At 71.8% G+C, this 20,427-nt stretch carries 16 protein-coding genes; 12 read left to right on the forward strand and 4 right to left on the reverse strand.

Translation table 11 applies throughout. From position 1 onward, the window contains the following. Positions 1-12 precede the first annotated feature (12 nt). Together ACFV0Q_RS08445 and ACFV0Q_RS08450 are read right to left on the reverse strand one after the other, a co-directional pair. Positions 13-1,209, reverse strand: coding sequence for a methyltransferase (locus ACFV0Q_RS08445; RefSeq protein WP_385002460.1), 1,197 nt, complete (start codon positions 1,207-1,209; stop codon positions 13-15). 70 nt (positions 1,210-1,279) lie between these two features. Beyond that, complete coding sequence (locus ACFV0Q_RS08450; RefSeq protein WP_385002463.1) at positions 1,280-1,633, reverse strand: tetratricopeptide repeat protein; 354 nt, start codon at positions 1,631-1,633, stop codon at positions 1,280-1,282. Positions 1,634-1,746: 113 nt separating this feature from the next. On the opposite strand from ACFV0Q_RS08450, the gene ACFV0Q_RS08455 reads away from it, so the two are divergent. Further along, positions 1,747-2,712, forward strand: coding sequence for a pirin family protein (locus ACFV0Q_RS08455; RefSeq protein WP_385002420.1), 966 nt, complete (start codon positions 1,747-1,749; stop codon positions 2,710-2,712). 761 nt (positions 2,713-3,473) lie between these two features. After that, a complete protein-coding gene (locus ACFV0Q_RS08460; protein WP_385002423.1) occupies positions 3,474-5,111 on the forward strand; it encodes a hypothetical protein in 1,638 nt (545 codons plus the stop codon). 384 nt (positions 5,112-5,495) lie between these two features. Here the strand turns inward: ACFV0Q_RS08460 and ACFV0Q_RS08465 are convergent, their stop codons facing one another. Both ACFV0Q_RS08465 and ACFV0Q_RS08470 read right to left on the reverse strand, forming a co-directional pair. Continuing rightward, positions 5,496-6,215, reverse strand: coding sequence for a hypothetical protein (locus tag ACFV0Q_RS08465; protein ID WP_385002424.1), 720 nt, complete (start codon positions 6,213-6,215; stop codon positions 5,496-5,498). A 526-nt stretch (positions 6,216-6,741) separates the two neighbouring features. Continuing rightward, a complete protein-coding gene (locus ACFV0Q_RS08470) occupies positions 6,742-8,382 on the reverse strand; it encodes an ABC-F family ATP-binding cassette domain-containing protein (protein ID WP_385002427.1) in 1,641 nt (546 codons plus the stop codon). Positions 8,383-8,716: 334 nt separating this feature from the next. On the opposite strand from ACFV0Q_RS08470, the gene ACFV0Q_RS08475 reads away from it, so the two are divergent. The 10 genes from ACFV0Q_RS08475 to ACFV0Q_RS08520 all read left to right on the forward strand — a co-directional run bounded on the left by ACFV0Q_RS08475 (position 8,717) and on the right by ACFV0Q_RS08520 (position 20,379). Further along, positions 8,717-9,982, forward strand: a complete 1,266-nt coding sequence (locus tag ACFV0Q_RS08475) for a hydroxymethylcytosylglucuronate/cytosylglucuronate synthase (protein WP_385002430.1) — start codon at positions 8,717-8,719, stop codon at positions 9,980-9,982. 97 nt (positions 9,983-10,079) lie between these two features. After that, positions 10,080-11,069: a cytosylglucuronate decarboxylase gene (gene blsE, locus ACFV0Q_RS08480; RefSeq protein ID WP_385002432.1), complete on the forward strand. Its 990-nt coding sequence runs from the start codon at positions 10,080-10,082 to the stop codon at positions 11,067-11,069. Further along, positions 11,057-11,992, forward strand: a complete 936-nt coding sequence (gene blsF / locus ACFV0Q_RS08485; protein ID WP_385002435.1) for a CGA synthase-related protein — start codon at positions 11,057-11,059, stop codon at positions 11,990-11,992. The genes blsE and blsF overlap by 13 nt, the downstream gene beginning before the upstream one ends. A gap of 131 nt (positions 11,993-12,123) precedes the next feature. Next, positions 12,124-13,290 carry an arginine 2,3-aminomutase gene (gene blsG / locus ACFV0Q_RS08490; protein WP_385002438.1) on the forward strand — a complete coding sequence of 389 codons (1,167 nt, stop codon included), beginning with the start codon at positions 12,124-12,126 and terminating at the stop codon, positions 13,288-13,290. Next, positions 13,287-14,468 (forward strand): DegT/DnrJ/EryC1/StrS family aminotransferase, encoded by a 1,182-nt coding sequence (locus tag ACFV0Q_RS08495; protein ID WP_385002441.1) that lies wholly within the window; start codon positions 13,287-13,289, stop codon positions 14,466-14,468. Before blsG ends, ACFV0Q_RS08495 begins: the two co-directional genes overlap by 4 nt. Then, complete coding sequence (locus tag ACFV0Q_RS08500) at positions 14,465-15,706, forward strand: ATP-dependent carboxylate-amine ligase (RefSeq protein WP_385002444.1); 1,242 nt, start codon at positions 14,465-14,467, stop codon at positions 15,704-15,706. Before ACFV0Q_RS08495 ends, ACFV0Q_RS08500 begins: the two co-directional genes overlap by 4 nt. Before the next feature lie 88 nt (positions 15,707-15,794). Next, positions 15,795-17,021 (forward strand): MFS transporter, encoded by a 1,227-nt coding sequence (locus ACFV0Q_RS08505; RefSeq protein ID WP_385002447.1) that lies wholly within the window; start codon positions 15,795-15,797, stop codon positions 17,019-17,021. Between the two features lie 143 nt (positions 17,022-17,164). Further along, positions 17,165-19,048: a hypothetical protein gene (locus ACFV0Q_RS08510; RefSeq protein ID WP_385002450.1), complete on the forward strand. Its 1,884-nt coding sequence runs from the start codon at positions 17,165-17,167 to the stop codon at positions 19,046-19,048. Between the two features lie 65 nt (positions 19,049-19,113). Then, on the forward strand, positions 19,114-19,764 hold the full coding sequence (locus ACFV0Q_RS08515; RefSeq protein WP_385002453.1) for a class I SAM-dependent methyltransferase: 651 nt from the start codon (positions 19,114-19,116) through the stop codon (positions 19,762-19,764). Between the two features lie 87 nt (positions 19,765-19,851). Beyond that, a complete protein-coding gene (locus tag ACFV0Q_RS08520; RefSeq protein ID WP_385002456.1) occupies positions 19,852-20,379 on the forward strand; it encodes a nucleoside 2-deoxyribosyltransferase in 528 nt (175 codons plus the stop codon). Positions 20,380-20,427 lie beyond the last annotated feature (48 nt).

Consider the following 20,427-nt stretch of genomic DNA (forward strand, 5'->3'; position numbering starts at 1 on the left):
GCTACCGGCAGGTCACATCGGCTGCTGCCGCGCCTCGCGCTTGACGGCCCGCAGGACCACGAACTTCGGCTCGCTCGCAGCGACTTCGCTGTTCCCGAAGAGGCGTCGCAGGTGCGTGTGGTAACCCATGTGACGGTTGGCCACCACCCACAGCTCCCCGCCCGTGCGCAGCACCTTGCGGGACTGCGCGAACATGCGCAGCGCCGTCGCGTCCGTCGTCGCCTGGTGGGAGTGGAAGGGCGGGTTGCACAGCACCAGGTCCACCGAACCCGGCTCCAGCATCGCCACCCCGTCGCCGACGTGGAACTCCGCCGTCCGCCGGCCCTGGGGGACGTTGGCCTCGTAGGTGGCCCGCGCGGAGGCGACCGCCTGGTACGACTCGTCGGTGAAGACGACCGCCGCGTCCGGATCGGCGACCGCGACGGCCGTGCCGACGACACCGTTGCCGCAGCCCAGGTCCACGACCCGGGCCCCGTCGGTGTTGGTCGGGATGCTCTGCAGGAAGAAGCGGGTGCCCACATCCAGACGGTCCGCGCAGAAGATCCCGGCGTGGTTGACCACGGTCAGCCCGGCGCCCGAGCCGCCGTCCGCGTCCACCGTGTACGTCAGCGGCCACGGTCCGGCGCTCTCCGGCCGGGTCGCGCCCGGGGTGCCGGGGGTGCAGAAGATCAGCCGGGCCTTCTTCTCGGCCAGGGAGGTCTTCGTCGGCCCGAGGATCTTCTCGAAGAGGCGCAGCGTGGAGGTGTGGATCTCCTTGACCATGCCGGTGCCCACGACCACGGTGCCCGCGTGCACGTGCGGGGCCAGCCGGTACAACTGGTCCTCCAGCAGCGCCAGGCTCTTCGGCACCCGGACCAGCAGGACGTCGATCCGCGCGGGGGGTGCGTCCTGCGTGGTCAGCAGGGTCACCGTGGACTTCGAGGTGCCGATGCCGGCCCGGTCGAGGTTGGCCTCGGTGGCGGCGCGGGCCAGCGAGGAGTCGGTGATCTGCGTGGGGTGGTGGGCGGCCAGGGCGGTCGTCAGCGTGCCCCAGCGGTCACCGATGACGGTGATCTGCCCGGCGCCGGCCAGGTCCACCGGGCCGCGCTCGCCGGTACCGGCCGCGAGGTGGCGCAGCAGGTACTCGTCGGCGGCGTCCCAGGCCTGGAGCCGATCGCGCGGGTCGATGGGGAAGCGGGTGAGTTCGTAGGAGCCGAAAGGCGTGGTCAGGCGGTTCATATGGGACCCAGGCTAGCCGAGAGGGCCCCCCGGCCCCGCACACGCGGGGCCGGACGGTGCGCTACTGCGGGAACTCGCCGGCCATCGCCGCCGCGATCCGCAGGTGCGGACGGGCCTCGTCGGCCCGGCCGCGCCGCTCCAGGGTGCGGCCGAGCATGAGGCGCGCGTAGTCCTCCACCGGCCACCGCTCCAGGATGGCGCGCAGCTCGCGCTCGGCGCGGGAGAGCTGCGCGGAGTGGTAGTAGGCGCGGGCCAGCAGCAGCCGGGGCGCGAGCTGCTCGGGGGCCTCCTCGGCCACCCCGGCCAGCACCTGGGCGGCCGTCGCGTACTCCTTGGCCTCGAAGAAGAGCTGCCCGCGCGCCCAGCGCTCCGCTGCCGTCCCGTGCTCGTAGTAGGTGTCCTGCGGCGCGTTCATCGCGTCCATGGCGGCCCTTCCGCTCGTCCCTCTCACTGTCGGTGCCTGCAACACCGGGCCGGGCCCGTACATTCCGTAGGCTCCCGTTCCCCTCCAGCACTAAGTTGTGCGGTATGAGCAATCTCGATCGCCAGCCCGCTCTCGCCACCTGTGGCGGACGCGGCTTTGTCGTCGCCGAACCGGTACGCGAACTCCTCAGCCCGCGCACCGTCAAGCTCGGGGAGTCCACCGAGGTCCGCCGCCTCCTGCCGAACCTGGGCCGCCGCATGGTGGGAGCCTGGTGCTTCGTCGACCACTACGGCCCCGACGACATCGCGGACGAGCCCGGCATGCAGGTCGCCCCGCACCCGCACTCCGGCCTCCAGACGGTCAGCTGGCTGCACGAGGGCGAGGTGCTGCACCGCGACAGCGTGGGCAGCCTCGCCACGATCCGCCCCCGCGAGCTGGGCCTGATGACCTCCGGCCGGGGCATCAGCCACTCCGAGGAGAGCCCGCGCCCGCACGCCCGCTTCCTGCACGGCGCGCAGCTGTGGGTGGCCCTGCCCGACGCCCACCGCGACGTCGCCCCGCACTTCCAGCACCACGCGGAACTCCCGACGGTCACGGCCCCGGGCCTGACGGCGACGGTCATCCTGGGCACCCTGGACACGGCCACCTCGCCCGGCACCGCGTACACCCCGATCGTCGGCGCGGACCTCACCCTCGCGGCGGGCACCGAGACCAGGCTCCCCCTCGACCCGGACTTCGAGTACGCGGTCCTCTCGATGTCCGGCGAGGCCCGAGTCGACGACGTCCCGGTCCTCCCGGGCTCGATGCTCTACCTCGGCTGCGGCCGCACGGAACTCCCCCTGCACGCCCTCTCGGACGCGAGCCTGATGCTGCTGGGCGGCGAACCGTTCGAGGAGGAGATCGTCATGTTCTGGAACTGGATCGGACGGTCACACGATGATATCGCGCAAGCTCGCGAAGACTGGATGAACGGGTCCCGATTCGGTGAGGTGAAGGGCTATGACGGCCCTCCGATTCCGGCCCCCGAGCTCCCGCCGACGCACCTGAAGGCACGCGGACGGGTACGCTGACCTGCGGTTTTCTGGCACAGGTCGACCAGCCGAGATCAGCCGAGGAGAGGTCGTACCGCGTGCGGAGACCGTTCCGGCGGGGCGGGCTGCGAAGGGCTCCGGGAAGGCCTCTCCGGGCCCTCGACGTTTCCCAGGTGTGACCAGCTGGGGTCAGCTTTGCCAGGACCAATGCTGACTTTGGTGACAGTTCGTCAGGACGCTGGGTGACCTTCGGTGGCAGCGAAGGAGGCGGGGCCGGGGTTCTCGGGCTGGGTGTGGCGGGTTGCGCGGAGCGTAGTCGTCAGAGGTTCGCCGCATGTCCTGGATGCAGAGGGCGTGTGCGGCGTTCGATCGGTCCGGGGGTAGGCGGCTAGTGATCCCCCGGCCGGCGTCGACGTGGCCGACGCGCTCACTCGTCGAGAGTCGGGGTCCGCCCGCGTGGGCAGCCGCGAGGTGTCGAGCTTTTTGCCGAGCTCGCCGATCGCGCCCAGGGGCTACTGGGTCGACAGCGCGGAGCGGCCGTAGGGGGCTTGCTGATCCGCCACGGTTCGCCGAGCGGCATGAGGACCTCCGCGCCAACGACGCCCCGTGTCCGCTCTCCCGGGACGGCGGCGGTTTCACGCCACCCGATAGGGGGCGGGCCGACTGAGACCTGTATATCGCTCACAGTGCGCAAGTGGATACTTTCCGTGATGCATGCTGATCTGTGTGCCAGTTCGGGCGGCCGTAAATGCCGAGTTGCGGGGCCGGGACTGTTCTCCGTTGACTTGAGGAGGGTGTTCGTGGCCGTTACGACGACTGCGGGGCGTGAGGACGACCAGAACCTGTGGCGTTCGGTGTTCACGACGGCCGGCGGCTGGGGAGCGGACGGGATGTTCGCCGACCACAAGAGCGCGGCAGCCCCGGCCCTCGCGGCCACGGGCGACGGGACGCTGGTGTGCGCCCACCGCGGAGCCCGCAAGGGCGACGAGGAAGTCCTGCCGCTGCGCTGGACGTCCTACAAGCCCACCGACATGCAGCCGCTGCTGGACCGGGTCGCCGGGCTGAAGGCCCGCCGGACCGAGGAGCCGGCAGGGTCGGAGCCGCAGGCCCTGGACAAGGAGCTCCGGGCGGCCACGGGCGACCTTGATGTGGCCCGCACATGGACCCCGGACGCGGACATCAGCGGGCAGACCGCTTGGGAGACCCCTGCCCTCGGATGTCTCGGCGGTACCCTGGACTGCGTCTACCGGGGGCACTTGGACCGGGGGCTGCCGCTCCTGTACTCCACCTCGTTGTACAAGAACGCATGGTCTGAGCCGCGCGCACTCGACCTCAGCGATGTGATCGAAGGCGACCAGACGGCGGCCAGCGCGCCCGCGCTCGCCGTCTACCAGGGCAGGCTGCACCTCGTGCTGGTCCTCGCGAACCTGGGCATGATCATTCACTTGTCCCGCGACAGCTCCGCAGAACGCTTCCAGACGGAGATGGACAGTCGTTGGAGGGCGGTGAAGGACGACAAGGGCTCCGAGGTCGTCGGACCCCCGGTAGAACGCGTCACGAGCGACTTCCACCTGGACGGCTACCCCGCCAACCTCGCCCTGGCCGAGCACGACGGCCTCCTGCACCTGCTCTACCGCCGCAGCACGGGCGACACGCGCCTGTGGCACGCCACCTTCAACGGCACCAAGTGGTCCAAGGGCGCCGCCCTGGAGGGCCACACCAGCCGGCACGGCGCCGCCCTCGCCGTCTACGACGGCAAACTCCACGCCGTCCACCCTTCCCCGGACGACGACCTGCTGCGCCACGCCGTCTACGAGAACGGCAAATGGAGCACCGGACAGCCCATCGCCGGCCACGAGAGCCGCAACACCCCCGCCCTGCTCACCTACCGCGAGGCCGACGGCGGTGAGAGCCTGATCCTGGTCCACCGAGGCGTCGACACCTACGTCGCCCCCGTCCCGCCCGTGTACGTACCGGCCCAGGTCGAGACGCTCCATGAGAGCACCTACAGCGCCAAGGGCTCCGACTACGCCGCCGGCGGCTGGACATGGACCGGGCACCAGATCAAGCTGACCCGAGCCACCTTCGACAACGGCTCCCAGGGGCTCGTCGCCTGCTGGGCGGCGGACGTCCAGTACCACTCGGGGGTCTTCTGGCACTACGACGGCGGCATGCTCTCCGGCGAACTGCGCCTGCGCAGGAACGGTAGCGCCGAGGTCATCGGCACCCGGTCCGTCGGCACCACCGACCTGACGGGGCTGCACGAGTCCACCGTCACCTGGTCAGGTCTGGAGCCCGGCTCCTACGAAGTCACCCTCTCCAAGGGTGCCAAGAGCGGAGGCTACTGGTCCTTGCGGCGCCACGGAGACGCCACCCACCGCGCAGCCGCCGACGTGGAACTCTGGGCCATCCGAGTCGGCATCGACATCCCCTCCTGACCCACCTCTCCACGGCGGAGCCACGCCCTTTGCTCGAAGGTGGCTCTGCCGTGTCCGGGAGAGCCCGCCGGTGGCTCGGGCGGAGTGGCTCAACGCGTCCGGCGAGGAACCGGAGGAGTGCCCCGATGCGTCCGCACCCTGAGCGGGCACGGCCACGCCCGGGGCCTTGCGCGAGGCGGCCCGTGCCGCCCGACGTACGGACGGACCGGCCGGTCTCCACCCGCGCCAGCGTGCGCTGGACGTCACCGAGGTCGTCCAGCAGCCTCATGCTGCGGAACTCCCAGGCGCGTGCCCCCGGTACCGGGCCGGTGCGCCCGGAACCGGGGGCGACCCGGATTCCGGCGGATGCGGTCGCCGGGCCCCGGGTTCCTTCTGATGCCGCGTCTACTCGGTCGCTTCGTGAAACGGGATCGGCGCGTCGAAGACGTCCACGACGAACTCCGAGGACCCGTTGCCCTCGTAGTCCTCGTCACGATCACTGCGCAGCAGCGTGTGAACCCTGACCCACTGTCCTTCCCCGCTCGCGGCCTCCGCCAGCTCGAGCGCGCAGCGCACCGGGCCGAGACCGCCAAGCGGCTGCTCGCTGGTCCAGGTGCTCAGAAGCTTCACGTCGGCGGGAAGAGCCCAGGTACGGGGTTCGGCGCTCGCCGGGACGGACACCTCGTCGTCGCGCAGCTGGAGTACCCATTCGACGTCGCCGTCGGACCGGCGCTCGTTCGACATGCGGATCCCGAGCCCGATCATGTAGGCGCCGTCGAGGTACTCCTCGAGCTCGCCGTCGATGGCCCTGAAGTAGACGGCTTCCCGAACGATGCCGATGGGCCCGTACGGTGTGAACGTTCCGAGTTCCGGCGCGGGCCTGCCCTGGAGGTACTGCCGTACGGCCATGCGTACCGGGTGCGGAGCCCGGTCGAGCACCGTCCCGAGGGCAGCTCCGTCCTGGTCGAAGAGGTGACCGTTGAGGGCCTCGACGAGTTCGTCGCTCAGGGCCAGGTCGGCCGATCCCAGCGTGGTGACCACTTCCAGGCGCTCGTGGGGGTCCTTGACGAGGGCGAATACCCTGCATCGTCCGGGGCTCATGTGCGCGATAAACGAATGGATCATTTCCGGTCTCGTTTCACGTCTCGGCACGGCAGCGCGACGCGCCTCCGCATCGGTACCGCCGTCGTAGTCAGGGGAGAGGGCCCGCACATCGACGTGTCGCGCGAGTTGCGTACTCGTGCGCATGGCCGACAGACAAGCCGCATGTCAGGCCCGGCGCTTGAGCCCGGGTCCGCGTAGCGACGTGAGGCTATCACCAGTGGCTGTACCACCGTGGAGGATTGGGTTTCCTACGCGGGTGCGCCCTCGGCTGCTCCCCGAAAGAGGACTGTGGAACAACGGAGCGGCGCTCCCGTCACTCGCAGCGGTGAACGGAGCCGGCCAGGGCGACCGCCGACACCGCGCCCTGCGGAAGAGTACGTACGAGTAGCGCTGTTGGCGGGGTGGCTTCCGGCGGCCGCCGCCAGCCCGCGCCGCTGGCCGGCTGCCGCGTGCTCTGATGAGTGGCATGGCCGGTTCGCCGGAGACGGCCGACTGCATGAGCAGGGCGAACGCCTTGGCGTGGAGCTCGATCTCCCCCGGTTCGTGGTCAGCTGCGGACGCGGTTGACCCGGCCCTCATCCCACACCGGTTCATCCGCCTCCACCACCCGGCCGTCCTCCCGGAAGACGAGGAACCGGCTGAACACCCTTGCGAACCAGCGGTCATGGGTCACTGCCACCACCGTCCCGATGAAGCCGGCCAGAGCCTGCTCCAATGCCTCGGCCGAGATCAGGTCGAGGTTGTCGGTCGGCTCGTCCAGCAACAGCAGTGTCGCACCGGCGAGTTCCAGCAGCAGGACCTGGAAGCGTGCCTGCTGACCGCCCGACAGGGTTTCGAAGTTCTGACGGCCCGCGCCCGCCAGGCCGTAGCGGCTCAGGGCTGACATGGCGCCCTGGAGGTCCAGTCCGGGGCGGTCGCCCTCGCCGGCGCCGAGGATGTCGGCCGGTGTCCGGCCGGCCCATTCCGGGTGCTGGTGAGTCTGGGCGAACAGCCCGGGCCGGACGCGTGCGCCCAGTCTGCACTCACCGGTGTGCGCCACGGTCGTGGCCGTGTCCGTGGAGACCTCGCCCAACAGGCGCAGGAAGTGGCTCTTGCCGGATCCGTTCGAACCCAGGACGCAGACCCGGTCTCCGAAGAACACCTCCAGGTCGAACGGACGCATCAGGCCGCCGAGTTCAAGGTTCTTGCAGGTGATCGCGCGGATGCCGGTCCGGCCGCCGCGCAGGTCCGGTGCGACCCGCTGCCGGCGCGGCGGCGCGGGTGGCGGTCCGACTGCCTCGAACTTCCCCAGTCGCGTCTGGGCCGCGTGGTACCGCGAGGCCATCTCGTCACTGATGGAGGACTGTTGGCGCAAGGTACGGACGAGCTCCTTGAGCTGTTCGTGCTTCTCGCTCCAGCGCTGCCGCAGCTCCGCCGCGCGCTGCCAGCGGGCTTCCCGGGCCTCGCCCCAGGTGGCGAATCCGCCGCCGTGGGTCCAGGCCGTTCCGCCCTCCAGCGTCACGACCTGGCCGGCCGTGCGGCTCAGCACCTCACGGTCATGGGTGATCAGCAGCACGCCCTGCCGGGTCTGGGCGAGTTGCTCCTCCAGCCAGCGCTTACCCGGAACATCCAGATAGTTGTCCGGCTCGTCCAGCAGCAGCAGTTCGGCCGGGCCGCGGAGCAGGGCCTCGAGGACGAGTCTCTTCTGCTCCCCGCCGGACAGCGTCGAGACCTCCCGGAACTGCGCGGCCTGGAAGGGGACGCCGAGTGCGGCGACCGTCACCGTGTCCCACAGCACCTCGTGGTCGTACCCGCCTGCCTCGCCCCAATCCACCAGAGCCTGGGCGTAGCTGACCTGGGTGGGCTCGTCGTCGGCCTCCATCATGGCCAGCTCGGCCGCGTCGAGAGCGGCGGCGGCTCTCCGCAGCGGCGGCGGCGCGACGGTGAGCAGGAGGTCCCGGACGGTGCGGTCGTCGCGCAGGCTGCCGATGAACTGTGGCATGACCGCGACGGCGCCCTGACTGCGGAACGATCCGCGCTGCGCAGGGATTTCGCCCGTGAGGGTGCGTAGGAGAGTGGTCTTGCCCGCACCGTTGTTGCCGATGAGAGCGACCGTTTGACCTGCCGGTACCCGGAATGAGACGTCACGGAACAGTTCGCGGCCGTCGGGGAGAACGTGACCGAGGGAGACGGCTTCGAGGTAGCCCATGGTGCAAATGCTAGCGGCCGAACATCCGGGAGGCGATTCGGTTCCGGCGGCCTGCCCGATGGATTTCCGATCTCGTGACGTATCCTCAGTTCTTTTTCATCGGCTGATACTTATTCGTCTGATCAGGATATTCACTCGCCCGGTTTCTGTGCCGCCCCGATCCTTGCATCATGCACTGGCCGTACGGGAGGGTTGTGCTCGAAAGGAGCTTCGGGGAGAGGCCATGTGATCTCACCCGGGGTGACCTGCGCCTGCGTAGATGCGGATGCGTGCGCGGTGTTTCGTTCCTTGTTCAGGCGTGCCACCTCCCCCATGGAAATGCGAGAGCCAGTCAATGCCGTCCATTGCCGCCACGCACTCCGCGGTCCCTGCCGCGCGGGTGGATCCCGTCACCGTCGCGCTCGTCGGAGCGGAATTCGGATGGGGAAGCTCGGGAAAGCTGAGCGCGGTGCTCTCGGCGCTGCGGGACCGGTCGACACCTCCCCTGCGGTTCGTCGGAATGGCGTCGGGACTGGGCCGGCCCCTGCTCGCCGAGCACGCGGTCGACGGCTGGCACGACCTGCCGGACGATCCCGGCCGGTTGGCCCCCGCGGTAGGGGAGTTCGTGCGGTCACAGGGGGTGCGGGCCGCCGTGGTCGTCCTGGACGGCGCGGCCGCGACGGCACTGCTGGCCGTCGGCGTGCCCACGGTTTTCGTCGACAGCCTGCCCTTCCTCTGGTCCGAGGGTGACCGGGCCGCGCTGCCGCTGGACGCGACGGTGTATTGCGCCCAGAAGAGCGTCGAGCTGCCGCCAGAGTGCCGGGCCGTCCTGGCAGACGCCCGGGGGCTGCGCTGGGTCGAGGCCGTCATCGCCCGACCCCGTGCCTCGGAGCCGGAGCCGGAGCCGGAGCCCGGCGCCCGGCGGGGCGCCGGCCGCCCGTACCGCAGGGCACTGGTCAACCTGGGCGGTCTGCGGGCGCCGAGTCTCGTCGATCCGGAGCAGTACCCCCGCCTGGTCGTCCCGGCCGTCCTGGAGGCCCTTGCCGCCTACGGCATCGAGGAGGTCCACATCGCCGGCAACCTGCCCGGCGACCTGGCGGGCCGCCTCGTCGACTCGTCCGTCACCCCGCCGCGAACGACCGCCGGCCCGCTCGGGCACAGCGAATTCCTGGAACGGCTGGAGGCCTGCGACGTACTGCTCACCTCGCCCGGTCTGACCACCCTGCTCGAAGCGGGCGGGCTGAACGTGCCCACCGTCTGCCTGCCGCCGCAGAACCTCAGCCAGATCTTCAACGGCCGGTACCACAGCCAAGCGCTCGGGACCCGGCTTCGGGTGCTCTGGCCCAAGGACGTGCTCGTCGAGGACGAGGCCCTGGCGCTCCGTTCGGAAGGCGAGGACCACGCCCTGGAGCGGATCTACGGGGCGATCCGGGCGGCCGCGCAGGGCGACGGCCGGCAGGACGTCAGCCACGCCCTGCGCGACGGCGTGCTGGGCGCGCTGCACCGCTCCGCCGACGTCGACGAGTGGGGCGCGCTCACCACCGCGGTGGGCACCGGTGGCGCGGCGCAGGTCGCCGACGCGCTGCTCGAGGTCCTGGGTGCCGCCGGTCCGCTCTCCTGACCCGCCCGAGCCGCGCGTTCCGGCCGACCCGGTCACCGCCCGGTGCCGTTCCACCCGCACCGTCCCACCCGTCCCGTGAGCCGAAGGTCTCCACCCCGTGCGTACACGCGATCGCTACCTCTTCATCCGGATCCTCGAAGCCTGCAACGCCGACTGCTTCATGTGCGAGTTCGCCCTTTCCCGCGACACGTTCCGTTTCTCCCGGGAGGACTTCGACGACCTGGTGCCCAAGGCCAGGGACGCCGGGGTGGGCTACGTCCGGTTCACCGGGGGCGAACCGCTGATGCACCCGGAAGTGGTGGAGCTGGTGCGCGCGGGCACGGCCGGCGGGATGAAGATGTCCCTCATCACCAACGGCTCGCTGCTGCCCCGCATGGCCGCCGCCCTGGCCGAGGCGGGCCTCGCCCAGGTGATCGTCAGCCTGGACGGCGCCTCGGGCGCCACCCACGACGTCTACCGGCGTTCCCCCGGCATGTTCGACAGCGGGCTGCGGGGTCTGCGGGACGCGGCCGCGCTCGGTGTCCTCCCCAGGGTCAACACCGTGGTGGGACCGCACAATTACACCGAGATGCCACGTCTCCAGGAGGTCCTGACGGAGGCGGGGGTGCGCCAGTGGGAGCTGTCGGCGCTCAAGCTCGACCGCACGATCACCTACCCCGACGCCGGCCACGTCCGCAGCGTCTGCGATCCGATCTACGACGCCGACCCGGCCGCCCTGCTGGTACCGATGGGCAAGCGCTTCTACGGCGACACCCCGCGGGAACAGGAGCGGTACTTCACCGGGTCCGTCACCCCGCGCGCCGCCGAACCGCTCTGCCACGTCGCCGACGACGTCATCTACGTCGACGGCAAGTACGGGCGGATGTACGCGTGCAGCTGCATCCCCCACCGGGAGGGCGACGACGGGCCCGGTGGTGCACCCCTGCGGGAGCGGGGAGTGATCCGGCTGGACACCCCGGTGTTCCGGGCGCACGCCGACTACTTCCGCGAGCGCGGTCCCGAAGTGTGCAGCGGGTGCTCCACCACCGCCGCCGGATACAGCGACGACGTGGCCCGGCTCGGGGCGGTGGGAGCATGGCACTACTGAACCCGGCAGGGGCGCCCCCGGCCGCGCCGGACGGCGGCGGCGCCCCCGGCCCGCGGGTGCTGCTGAGCGCCCGCGAGGACCAGCTGGACTCGACCCTCGCCCTCGGCCGGGTTGCCGCCCACCTCGGCGACCTGCGCCGGACCGGCTGGTCCGAACTCGAACCCCCACCGGTCGCGGCGCTGGTCTGCGACGACGTGGCCGCCACCGAGCGGCTCCTGACGCTGGGCGTACCGGTGGTGCACTTGCGATCGGGGCCCGCGAGCACACCCGCCGGCGAAGCGCCGCCGGACCGGGCGCTCGTACGGGTGCACCGGCCGGGGTGGTTGCCCCCGCCCGCGCCGCCGGCCCGGGGCGCACGGCCCACCGGAGTCCTCGCGCCGCGGCGCACCGGCCGGAGCCGGACCCGCTCGGGCACCCTCCTGCTGATGTCCCTGTGGCACGTCCCCGACACCGAAGCGGAGGCCTTCGCCTCCGGAGCGCTGCGGGAGCTGGTCGCCGCCGCGCTGCACCACACCGGGAGTTGCACCGTGGTCGCCGACACCGGGCTCGCACGCGTACGGTCCGCCCTGGCGGAACATCCGGGCCTCCGGGTGCTCCGGGCCGCCGAGGCCGACCCGGACGCGCTCCACGCCGACGCCGCCGTGTTCCTCGCCTCGCCGGTGCTCGGGGCGCTCGCCCTCGCACAGGCGCGACGGGCACCACTGGCACTGCTGCCACCGCTGGGACTCGCTCAGCGGGCCCTCGCCGAACAGGTCGGCGAGGTCCTGCCGCTGCCATCGGCCGACGACCCCGAAGATCCGCGCCTGTGGGCACCTGCGGCGTCAGCCGGTCCGTGGCACCTGCTCGACCCGGCCCTGGACGACCTGCGCGGTGCGCAGCGGGTCGCCCGTACCCTCCGCCAACTCGCGCTCGCGCCCCTGTGAGCCCTGCCCCGCGCCCGCCCACCGCGGGGCCGTGGCGCCCCGTGCGTTCACGCCGCCTCATCAGCCCGCCGGTCCGGCCCCGCCGTTTCCGGCCACCTCACCCACGTCGTCCGCGTCGTGCTGGAGCCGCCATGTCCGACACCCTCCGCGAACCCGTACCCGCCACCCGCCCCGAACTGATCCGCCCCAGGGTCCCGGAGACCGACTGGGGCGACTGGCGCTGGCACATGCGCCGACGCATCACCAACGTCGAGAAGGCCAGGCAGTGGATCAACCTCAGCGCCGACGAGGAGGAGGCCATCGCCGGGGTGGCGGGCAAGTACCGTTGGAGCGTCACCCCGTACTACGCCTCCCTGATGGACCCGGACGACCCCGCCTGTCCGGTCCGCCTGCAGGCAGTGCCGGCGCTCGGGGAGCTGATGGAGTTCCCCGGGGCCGAGGTCGACCCCGTCGGGGACACCTACTACCGCAAGACCAACCGGGTCGTGCACAAGTACCCGGACCGCGTGATCATGCTGATCACCGAGGCCTGCCCCGTCTACTGCCGCCACTGCACGCGCAAGTTCCACACGACCGACGTCGACGGCACCTACTTCCGTGACGACGAGGGCGGCTCCTTCGACGAGGACCTGCGCTACATCGCTGACCACCCGGAGATCCGGGACGTCCTGCTGACCGGCGGCGACCCGCTGTCCTACCAGGACGGCAAGCTGGAGGAGATCGTCGCCGGGCTGCGGGCGATCCCCAGCGTGGAGATCATCCGGATCGGCAGCAGGTTCCCCGTGCTGCTGCCGCAGCGGATCACCGAAGACCTCTGCTCGATGCTCTCCCGCTACCACCCGGTCTGGCTGAACACCCATTTCAACCATCCGAAGGAGATCACGCCGGAGGCCTCGGCGGCCGTGGACCGCCTGCTGCGGCACGGCATCCCGGTCGGGAACCAGACCGTGCTGCTGCGCGGGATCAACGACGACGTCGCCACCATGCGCACCCTGATGACCGAGCTGCTGCGGATCCGGGTCCGGCCGTACTACCTCTACCACTGCGACAACGTCACCGGGGTCTCGCACTTCATGACGACGGTGGAGAAGGGCTGGGAGATCATGGACGGCCTCCAGGGCCACATCACCGGGTTCGGCGTCCCCCAGTACGTGCTGACGACCAGGATCGGCAAGATCCCGATCGCGCGGCCCTCCTTCACCCCCACCCCCGAAGGCCTGCTGCTCCGCAACTACCGAGGCCAGGAAATGGTCGTCGGCGGTGACGCGCAGCCGATCACGGAGCGCGACACACCATGAGCACACTCGACAAGCGGCTCGGGCAGCGCTTCCTGCCCTACGGAGCGAACTACCTCGACTGGTCCGACATGGCGGAACTGCGGAAGGTGATCGAGCACCAGGTCCTGTTCCGGTACCAGACCGAAACCGAGAGCATGGCCTCCCGCCTGGAGCGGACCGTGGCCGAACGCCTCGGTGCGGGCCACGCGCTGGCCGTGCACAACTGCACGGAGGCGTTGAGGCTGGCGCTGATCTCCACCCGCCCGGCCATCGGCGACCTGGTGCACATCCCGGCGGTGACGTTCGTCGCGGTGGCCGGTGCGGTGCTGTCGTGCGGTCTGATCCCGGTGCTGGTGGACGCAGACGACTCGCTCTCCATGGACCCGACGCTGCTGCCGCCGGACGCGCAGCGGGTGATCACGGCCCATATGGAGGGCACCGTGGCGCCCCTGCCGGTGGACGTGCCCTACCTGGTCGAGGACTGCGCGCAGTCCCTCGGCGCGCGCCTCCCCGACGGCCGGTACGTCGGGACGGCGGGCTACGCCGGGACGTTCAGCTTCCACCACAACAAGGTCCTCACCTCGGGCGAGGGCGGGCTCGTCCTCACCAACGACGACGAAGCCTGGGCGACCATGCGCCGCTATCACGACCACGGCTCGGCGCGGGTGCCCGGCCGCTACCCGACGTGGGACGAGGACGCCCAGTTCGGGGAGAACTTCGTGACCAGCGAGCAGGTCGCGGCCGTCCAGTGCCAGCAGTTCCGGCACCTCGACGAGCTGCTCACCGGGTTGGAGCGGATGTACGCGATCGCCATGAACGAACTGCCCGGCCGGCCCGACCTGCAGGTCCGGCCCCGGGCCGCCGGCGACGTGAAGGTCAGCCTGCGGTTCCGGTGCGAGAGCAAGGAGCTGCGGGACGCCGCGGTGGCCGCGCTCACCGAGGCCGGCATCGCCAACTGGACGCTCGGCAAGTACCTGCTGCCCGAGCATCCCGTGCTCACCGGCCGTCGTTCGCTCTACCGTGACGGCTTTCCGTGGAACCACGCACCGGAGGGACCCCTCACCCTCAGCCGCGACGGCTTCGCCCGGACCGGGGACCTGCTGGACCGCACCCTGTGCGTGCCGCTCTCCCCGGAACTTCCGGAGGAGGAACAGGCGCTCGCGGCCAAGGCCGTCCGCCAGGTGCTGGAGGCGGTGTGAGCGGCGCCGAGGTGCTGTTGATGGTGGACGACCGGCCGTCGTCCTTCACCCGTTACGCGGCCCGGGAGCTGGCCGGCCGGCTGGTTCTGCTGCGGTTCGCCGACACCCGGCCGGACCTGCCGGAGGACTACCTGCTGGAGACCGCGCACCTGCCCGCCTTCTGGGTGCGCGAGGACGCCCCGGTGGCCGAGGAGGCCCGGCGGTACCGGGAGTGGGCGGCCGGGCTGCCGGTACCGCCGACCCGGTTCTGCAACCCGTCGGAGCCCCGGCAGGCCGAGGCCCAGCGGTTCGCGGAGCTGGCCGGCCTGCCGCACCTGACCGAGCGGCAGGTGGCCCTGGTCCGGGACAAGGCCGCCATGAAGGCGTGCTTCCGTGAACTGGGCCTGCGTACCGCGGAGTTCGCTCGCGTGCGGTCGGGAACCGAGGTCGAACGGTTCGCCGGCCGGCACGGCTGGCCGGTGGTGCTCAAGCCGGTGGACTCGTTCGCCTGCGTGGACACCTACCGGCTCGACGGGCCGGGCGACCTCGCGGGGATCGACCTCGCGGCCCGGGACTGGATGGTGGAGGAGTACCTCGGAGGCACCGAGTGGGAGGTCTGCGCGATCGTCCTGGGCGGCGAGGTCCTCGACGCGTGGCCGAGCGCCATGCCCTGCCGTCCGCTGGACATCGTCGACGGCGCGATGAACGCCAACATCAGCGTCGGCACCGGCGAGGGTCCGCCGGTCGACCTGCGGGCGCTCGTCCAGCGCATCATCACGGGGATGGGCATCGACCACGGCTATGCCCACATGGAGTTCTTCCTGATCGACGGCGAGGTGTACGCCGGTGAGATCGGCGTACGGCTCGCGGGCTGCGAGATTCCCGCCAACCACGGCCACGCGTACGGCTTCGACGTGTTCGGCGCCACCCTGGCGGTCTACCTCGGCCGCCGCCCGGACCTCGACTACCGGGAGCGCCGCTGCGCCGGCGACCTGCTGCTGCCGCTGCCCGGCAGCGGGCTGGTCGGGCGGATCACCTCCCGGGACGAGCTCCTGGGGATGCCCGGAGTCATCGACGCGGTGCTCAAGGTCCGCGCCGGTGACACGGTGACGGCCCGCCGGGCCTCGCACAACGCCTCGGGGTACGCCCATGTCGTGGGAGCCTCGGTCGGGGAGGTGGAGACCCGCATGCGCGAGGTGCTCACCCGTTTCACGATCGAGGTGGTGGCGCAGGAGGCGGCGTACGCCGTCCCCATCTGACCGCCGCCCGAGCCGCCCGCCCGAACGGCGGCCCGGCAGCCGACCCGTCCGCACCGCGCCGCGCCGCCATCGAAACGGAGACCGACACGTGACCAGCGGCCTGCCCCGTCGCTTCCTCGACCTGCTCACGCGTCCCCGGGTGGCCGGGGCGGCCTGGTGGAGCGTCGTCTCCAGACTGCCGGTCTACCTGATGTCGCTGGCCCTCGTCCTGACCGTCCGTGAACAGGGCGGCAGTTACGCCCAGGCCGGACTGGTCGCCGCGCTGTACACGCTCGGGATGGCCCTGGGCAGCCCGCTGATCGCCCGCCGCCTCGATCGCAGCGGCCGCTCGGCGGTGCTGACCGCGACCGCCTTCGCCTACCCGGCGGCGCTCGCCGTCCTGGTGTGGGCGACCCGCCCGGGCGGGTGGGCGCAGCCGGTGGCGGCGGTCGTCGCGGGGGTGGTGCTGCCTCCCGCGAACGCCTGCATGCGCTCGCTCTGGGCGCGGCTGCCGCTCCGGGAAGAGGAACGCGAGACGGCCTACCTCTGGGAGGCCCTGCTCACCGAGGTCCTGGTGATCGGCGCGCCGCTGATGCTGGCGGCGCTGATGCTGGCCGGCTCGGCGGGCCTCGCGCTGACGGTGATCGCGGCGATCGGCGGCCTGGGCACACTCGGGCTCGCCTGCACCCGGCTGCCGGCCGGCACCGAAGAGGTGCCGGCGGCGCCGAAAGGCCCCCGCCACCCGCTGGGCCCGCTACGGGAGCCGGCCCTGCTGGCGCTCACCGGCATCATGGCCGTCTCCGCGGTGCCCATCGGTCTGCTGACCCTGGCGATCCCGGCGTTCGTCGACCGGCACGGGGCTCCGGGCGGCGCGGGCGTGGTGTACGCCTGCTGGGGTGTCGGCAGCGCGCTGGGCGCCGTCTGGCTCGGCCGGTCCCAGTCCGAGGTGGCCCCCCAAGTGCGCTTGCCGCGCCTGCTGTTGGCGTACGCCGTCGGCACCGGGCTGACGCTGCTCGCGGGCTCGCAGGTGGGCCTGGCCGTGGCGCTCGCGGTGGGCAGCGTACCCATCGCCCTGGTCTCCGCCACCGAGATGAGCCTGGTGAGCGGCATCGCCGACGGACGGTCCATGGCGGAGGCGTTCACCTGGGCGTCGCTGGCCACCGTCCTGGGCGACGCCCTGGGCCAACAGGCCGGCGGGCTGCTGATGGATCCGTTCGGGCCCCGGACGGTGTTCGCGGCGGCGACGGGGACGGCCCTGGTCGCCGCGGGGCTGGCCTTCGCCTGCCGGGGGCTGCTGACCCGCCGGGCGGTGCCGACGGTGAAGTACGCGGCATGACGGCCGTGCCCGCCACCCGAGGCCCCCCCGCCGGCCCCTCCGTTCACGCGCACCCCGGCGCGAGCCGCTCCTCTTCCTTCCCGCTCCCACTGCCCGCCCCCCTTCCCTCGCGCCCCGGCGCGGGCAACACGAGGTGGTCCACCATGAACGCCGCGCTCACCGAGCAGCGAACCGACCGGCCGTCCGGGCCGGCCCCCCTGTTCCGTCCGGTCACCCGGCAGGAGTTGGCCCGGGCCGTCCGGGAGTTCCTGGACTCCCCCCGGCTCCTGCCGGTGCCGGTGCCGACCGAGGACCGCGCCGATCTGGCGGAGAGCGTCGAGCTCGCCGGCCGGCTGTACGGCGGCCTGCGGCGGCCGCACCCGCTGGACGTCGGCATCGTCCTCGGCGAGGCGCACCTGCCCGAAGGGCTCGCGGAGCTGGCCCGTCCGCTCGCCCGGACGTGGGTGGGCGAGGAAGAACTGGCGGACGTCGCGGCGTTCCGGGCCCGGCACGGAGGTTCGCTGCTGCTCGTCGGCTGTTACGACCGGCTGACCCTCGATCCCGTCCGGGCCCTGCTGATGGCGACCTATCGCGGCCCGCGGCACGGACTGACGCTGCTGAGCGGCCGCGACGGCGCCTCGGTCTGCTGGAACGTCGCCAAGCAGTACGCGGAACCCGCTCTCGACGTCGATGCGCTGGGCCTCTTCACCGACACCGACCGGCCGCCCCGGCTGCCCGGCGTCCAGGTCTTCGACGACCGGGACTTCGAGCGTGCGGACATCCAGGCGGAGATCCTGGGCACCCGGTGGCGGCGGGTGGGCTTCCAGGGGCACGGCAAGGACGACAGCGTCAACCTCGGCGAGTTCACCATCTGCGGTCTCAACGCCTCGGCCCCGGCCACGCCCGGCCTGCTCGGCCCGCGCTGCGCGTACGGGCTGCCCTGCTACAAGCCGGAGGACAAGCTGGTCCCCCTCAACCGGGTGGAGGCCGTGGAACTGGTGCTCAGCGCGTGCAACAGCGGTCCGCTCGCGGACCTCGCCCTGTACGACCCGAAGTACCAGCTGTTGCTGAACGCGCTCGACGGTCCGGCCCGTACGGTGGTCTCGGCCGTGTCGGTGCACGACTCCGACCGGCCGGAGAACGTCGCCTGGATGCACGGCGCCCTCATCGGCGCGGACTCGGTCGACACCCTCAACGCCAGCCTGGCGGGCTCGCACCCGTACCCGGCGTTCATGCGGTTCGGACTGCCGGGGGCACCGCAGGACACTCCGGCGCCGCCCGCCCCGGCGGACCACCGCCCCGACCCGCTGCTGCTGACCGTGGGCGGCCGGCTCACCGCCTACCTCGCCTCGGACCTGCTGCCGCACAACCACCCGTTGCGACCCCGGCTGACCAAACTGGCCCGGAAGGTCGACCTCTGGGTGGCCAGGCCCACCCATCTCGCCGACCAGTCGCCCGAGCAGATCGAGGCCTCGCTCACGGCGGACCTCCAGTCCCTCGACCACGTGATCACCGAGCAGGTCGCGGCCGAACCCGAGACCGAGCTGATGAACTACCCGGCGCACTTCGGCGACCGCAGCAGCCTGGACCCGGAAGTCCGGGAGGTCACCTGCCACTGCGGCCGCCCCGCGCAGGAGTTCACCCGGCGGGGCCTGCTCCCGCACGTCCTGGACACGACGTGCGCCGTCTGCATGCGGTGCGGCGATGTCACCTTCCGGATCCCGGATGCCCCCACCCTGCTCGCCCACGCGGCGGACGAGGTCGAGCAGGGCGGGGTGCTGGAGGTACGGGCCGCGGTCACCGCGGCCCGCACCGGGCCGGTCCGGCTGGGCCTCTTCGTCCCGACCTACCTGCGCGAGGACACGACCGTGGAGCCGGCCACCACCAGGCTCCGGCTTACCGGTGGGCGGGCCGAGGACGTCGCGTTCCGCGTGCGGTTCGCCCCCCAAACCGCCCCGCAGGCCTATTACTTCACGGTGTTCGCCGTACAGGACCTCGCGGTCTCCACGGCGCGGCGCCACTTCGGAGTCGTTCCCCGAACCACCTGACCGACCGCCCGGTGCCCGACCCTCAGTGCCCGACCCCCGCCCACACCCCCGTAGGGAGCAGACCAATGGAAAGTCAGAACGTCGCGGAGCGGGGCGCCTCGCCCCAGGACAAGCCGGCGATCGAACTGATCGAGCAGGACGGCCAAGTGACCCTCAGCATCGGCGGTGAGCAGGCCATGCAGGCCTGGGAGCGGGACCTGATGTGGGCCTCCGCCGACATGCTGTGCGCGTACGGACGGGACTTCTACGAGGTCGGGCTGGGCCTCGGCCTGTCCGCGCTGCGCATCGCCGGCAACCCGGCGACCCGCAGCCACACGGTGCTGGAACTCTTCGACGAGGTCGAGGACCTGTTCCGGGCCCGGCACCCCCACGTGCCCGACAACCTCACGGTCGAGCGCGGCGACTTCTTCGAGCGGATCTTCGAGCTGCCGTCGGAGAGCATCGACGGAATGTTCTTCGACCCGGCCCTCGACATGGACGTCTGGACGGACGCCGAACTGTGGGCCAGGACCATGCCGGAGGTCGTCCGCGTGCTGCGCCCCGGCGGGGTGTTCATCCCGTTCTTCAGCACCAAGCCCGAACTGCGCTGGCAGTACCTCCCGCACTTCCGCCGGATCCGGGTCGAGCGGCACCCCTTCGTCGCCTACGACACCACCGAGTACACGCACGGCGGCACCACGGGCGACGCCTTCATCCAGTGCTTCCTCAAGGACTGATCCCGGCCGCCCCTCAGCCACGCCCGACCGCGCGCCGGTCGGCCCGCACCCGACACCGCGCACCAGCGCCACTCCGGAGGTAACCCCATGGCCATCACGCAGCCCCTCGGCTCCCCTGGCTCCCGCCCCGACCTGGGGATCCGCTCGATCTTCCTCGCCGGCCCGTTCATCCAGCTCCTGGACCCCGAGACCGGAGAGATGCCGGCCGACGCCCGGGCCCCGTTCGACGTCCTGATCAAGCACTTCGAGGCACAGGGACTCTCCGTGCACAACGCCCACCGCCGCGAGGCGTGGGGGGCGGAACTGATGCGGCCGGAGCAGTGCACGAAGCTCGACCAGGACGAGATCCGCAAGGCCGACGTCTTCGTGGCCCTGCCGGGCCACCCGGCCTCCCCGGGCACCCACATCGAGATCGGCTGGGCCAGCGCCTTCGACAAGCCGATCGTCCTGCTGCTGGAGCGCGACCGGGAGTACACCTTCCTCGTCCAGGGCCTGCACACGGTCGCATCGGTGGAGTACGTGCTCCACACGGACATCGCCACCTGCCTGCCCGCCGTCGACCGGGCGGTGGACCTGGCGGTCCTGCGGCAGCGGGAGGGCAACGGCGCCCGGTGACCGGCCGGCGCCCGGGACCGGACTCCGGCAGCGGCCGGAGCCCGGTCC

This window comes from Streptomyces sp. NPDC059564 (genome assembly GCF_042735575.1).
Taxonomy (GTDB): domain Bacteria; phylum Actinomycetota; class Actinomycetes; order Streptomycetales; family Streptomycetaceae; genus Streptomyces.